This is a genomic window from Candidatus Aquicultor sp., from assembly GCF_054640775.1.
In genome coordinates, this window is the sequence record NZ_JBTSLF010000297.1 from 1 (window position 1) to 2,818 (window position 2,818).

Sequence of the window (2,818 nt, forward strand, 5' to 3'; positions counted from 1 at the left end):
TATGGCCCCGGGATGAAAGGGAATCGGAGATCCATCCACGGCCTCTTCCAGGGTCAGGTTTTTGGCTTCCTGATGAACAGCGACCAATTCCGGTTTGTGGGCGAATAAGGTTTTCAAGATGTTGTAAGCCAAACCGGGGTCCATTTTTTCATGACAGATAAGTATATTGGCTACAGCGGCCACCGGCGTATCAACCGAAATCCCGGGATAGGTATTTTTAGGGATCTTGCCTTTAAAATATACCGGACCGTACTTGGCGATCATCCGGCCTACTCCGTCTTCATGTCCGATAAGTTTCATCTTGATACCCGGAGTGGCCGCTAGATCAAGGATAGAAGCGGTTGGCAGACCCCCGTCCCAGAAATAGGCATCAATCTTGCGGTCTTTCAAGGCCCCGGCCGATTCGCTGGCCCCCAGCCGGTCTCGGGTGATATCTTTATCCGGGTTGATCCCGTAGGCCTCTAATACCCTTAAAGCCTTCACTTCCGTTCCTGATCCCGGGGCACCGGTTGAAACTTTTTTCCCCTTTAGGTCAGCCACGGTATTGATCCCCTTGCCATCTAAAGCGACTACATGCATAAAATTGGAATAAAGGACAGCCAGATTGCGAAGGGGGAGTTTTTCCTTAAATTTTCCGGCCCCCACATAGGCATCATGGCCAGTATCTCCCATGACAAAACCCAGATCGGCTTTTTGGGCGGCTACCAGCTTGCAATTATCAACTGAAGCGGCCGTAACTTCGGCTGTGGCCTCCACACCAGGAAGGTGTTTGGACAAAACGGCCGCCATTCCACCTCCATAGGGGTAATAAACCCCTCCGGTTCCGCCGGTGACAATCGATAACCGGACCTTGGTCTGGGCCATAATCAGGGAAGGGGAGACCATCAGGCTTCCCAGTCCTACGGCACCGGAAATTTTCAGAAAATCCCTGCGATTCAAAAACCGTCCTTTTTCTGCCATAAGAACCTCCTTAAAAAGTTTTGGGTTGATTTTGATATATTTACTGAACCTTTTTGTCGTATCGTTCCCAGAAGGGATCTCGAAGGCCTTTTTTGAACAGTTTGCCGGAACCGGTCCGGGGCAATTGAGCGAGGAAAGAAATCGATTTGGGGGCCTTATAGCGGGCCAGGTTCTCTTTACAAAAATGGATGATTTCTTCCTTGGAGGCCTGTTGGCCCTCCTTTAAAACTATTGCAGCATGGACGGCTTCGCCCCATTGTTCATCCGGGATTCCAAAGACCGCCGTTTCCAGTATCTGGGGAATTTGGTATAAAACATTTTCCACTTCGGTGGAATAGACATTTTCTCCCCCGGTGACGATCATGTCTTTCTTCCGGTCCACAATGTTGACATACCCTTCCGCATCAATAACAGCCAGGTCCCCGGTATAAAGCCAGCCGTTTTTGATGGCCTTTTGGGTTTCTTCAGGCAGCTTCCAGTATCCCTGGGTAATGGTGTCCCCCTGAACAATGATTTCACCGACCTCTTGGTCGTCCGGACGCACTTCCTGGCCGTTCTCCCGAACCACTTTAAGGGAAACCCCGATGAAGGCCCGGCCGGTCCTGGCCTTGAACTGAAATTGTTTTTCCGGCGGCAAGGTTTTTAAATGCCCCTTCAGAAGAGAAAAGGTCAGAAAGGGACTGGTTTCCGTCATCCCATAAGTTTGAATATAGTCACAGCCGAAACCCTGCATGATCCTTCTGACCACTTCCGGGGCAATCGGTGCTCCGCCGCTCAATAGAACACGAAGATGAGGGAAGGCCAGGGTCAAAAAATCCGGGTGATTGATCAGCAGGTTGAGCATGGTGGGGATCATATTGGTGAGGGTGACCTTCTCCCTGACCATCGTATCCAGAACCGCTCGAGGTTCAAATTCCCTGACCAGGACATGGGTACCGCCGGCCCAGGTGACGGCCCAGGTAGCCCAGGCATCGGCCAGGTGAAAAAGGGGGGCCACGTGCAGCCAGACATCGGAATCGGTCAACTGAAGTTCGGCAATCGTACCCAAGGCATGAAGGTAACAATTTTTATGACTGAGCATAACCCCTTTGGGACGGCCGGTGGTCCCGCTGGTGTAATAGATCTGGGCCGTAGTCTCAACTCCCGGGCCCCAATCCGGTAAAGGCTCCGCTGAGGAGGAGGCAAGAACTGCTTCGTAATCCAACCCTTGTGATGGAGTAAGGTTAGGGTGACTCACCAAAAGAATATTGGAGGGTGTCATTTTTGGATTCTTTACAGATTCTATTTTGGGGAAGAAATCCGAATGGACAATGATCAAATCGGATTCGGAGTCGTTGAGAATATACTCGATTTCCCGGGATGAAAGACGATAATTGAGGGGGACCAAGGCTGCGCCGATGAGGGCGGCTGCGAAGTAGGATTCGAGAAAGACATGGCAGTTGTAATGCAGGATGGCCACCTGACGGCCCGGCCCCAGGCCCCGGTCTTTCAGAAAATGGGCCAGCCGATAGACCCTTTGGGAAAACTGTTCATAGGTGAACACCCCCTGATGACAGCGAACCGCCTCCTTTTGCGGATAGCCCCGGACTGCTTTAAATAAAAGTTCGGCTAAATGAATTGGAATCCCTCCATCGGATTTTATATCTTGCGGGAGTAATCCTATCTTTAATAGAGAGCGCAAAAAATTTCAACCATGTTTTTTCCTTGACCAGATTGGTTTCCCATTTTATAATTCATTCCGAAAGTTTATTATTTTTGGATATTTTTGGTTTTAACAGATCAACCCGATAGCGGCCCTAAAAACATCCAACTCCAATTTATTAAAGGGGAAAAGGATATACAATAATTTTCTTCCCGT

2 protein-coding genes are annotated in these 2,818 nt (G+C 49.9%); both read right to left on the reverse strand.

What is annotated here, in order from left to right; genetic code table 11:
- Window positions 1-960, reverse strand: a 960-nt coding sequence (locus ACYC56_RS14400) for a TAXI family TRAP transporter solute-binding subunit (RefSeq protein ID WP_461374864.1), incomplete at its 3' end; no start/stop codon positions are given.
- 40 nt (window positions 961-1,000) lie between these two features.
- A complete protein-coding gene (locus ACYC56_RS14405) occupies window positions 1,001-2,641 on the reverse strand; it encodes a long-chain-fatty-acid--CoA ligase (RefSeq protein WP_461374865.1) in 1,641 nt (546 codons plus the stop codon).
- Between the last annotated feature and the right edge of the window lie 177 nt (window positions 2,642-2,818).